Genomic DNA, 888 nt, shown 5'->3' on the forward strand with positions numbered 1-888 from the left:
GACATAGGCACCGCCGTGCAAGTAGAGAATCCGCTTCTGCTCGCCGGTCCTGGGTGCGATTTCGTAGACGGGGAAGCCATCGACCGTATGCATCTCGATGTCGAGACGCTGATGCAACGAGGCGGGCGGGCGGTGGTTCTCGGTCTTGCGCGCGGCCGCGATCCAGCGCTGCAAATTTTCCGGACTGGCAAATGCCTGCTTGCGGCTGTGCCGCAGGACGAAAGACACGACATGGCTTTTCAAACTTGGCATGCGAATACACGAACTTCGGCAAAGCCGACTAAGAGAACCCCCACTATCTTCGAAGATCGTGCCGTGGCCGAAAATGTCAAGATTTGCGCCGTATCTACACGGTGGTGTGATCCGCGCCGCGGTGCTCAGCGACGTGGTAGAAGTGCGGCACGCAGCCGGTTGCTGGTGGTCGCCGGGGACATGCGAGATCCCCGACGCATGCCGAGCAATTTGCATTTGTCGGCGAAGGTCATCAGCGCGCGGCGCTCCAGATCGTGTTGATAAGTGCGGCCTTTTCGCTGGATCGCGGCGATACCGGCCAGCCGATATCCTTCTGGATTTCGGGCGGCAGGCTGTTCAACAGGCGTCGCGCCTTGCTGCGGTCGTGAGCATTCTTGATGGCCGTGCCATAGCGGCCGAGGTTTTCGAGCATTGACATCGTTGTCTCCTCTGGAGCGTTGCGGCGGCTGGAAAGATATCTCCAGCCTGCCATTCGATGCCGGTTGAATGCGCCTGCCATGTATCTGGCGAATTTCACGAAAACAGCTTTTTGGTTTCCGGATCAGGCGATCCGGAAACATTTGCATGCAAATGAGTTTGGAAAGGCCGTGACCTGGGCGCGGCCGCTTATTCCCGTCCACGCCTGGCGGCGTGGCC

1 protein-coding gene and 1 pseudogene are annotated in these 888 nt (G+C 59.3%); both read right to left on the reverse strand.

Annotated features, from left to right (window positions below; genetic code table 11):
- Positions 1 to 252 (reverse strand): annotated as a pseudogene (locus EN964_RS35825) (alpha/beta hydrolase); the annotation flags it as partial.
- Between the two features lie 232 nt (positions 253 to 484).
- Complete coding sequence (locus EN964_RS35830) at positions 485 to 670, reverse strand: hypothetical protein (RefSeq protein WP_127271300.1); 186 nt, start codon at positions 668 to 670, stop codon at positions 485 to 487.
- Positions 671 to 888: the final 218 nt, after the last annotated feature.

The organism is Mesorhizobium sp. M7A.F.Ca.CA.001.10.2.1 (assembly GCF_003998575.1).
Taxonomy (GTDB): domain Bacteria; phylum Pseudomonadota; class Alphaproteobacteria; order Rhizobiales; family Rhizobiaceae; genus Mesorhizobium.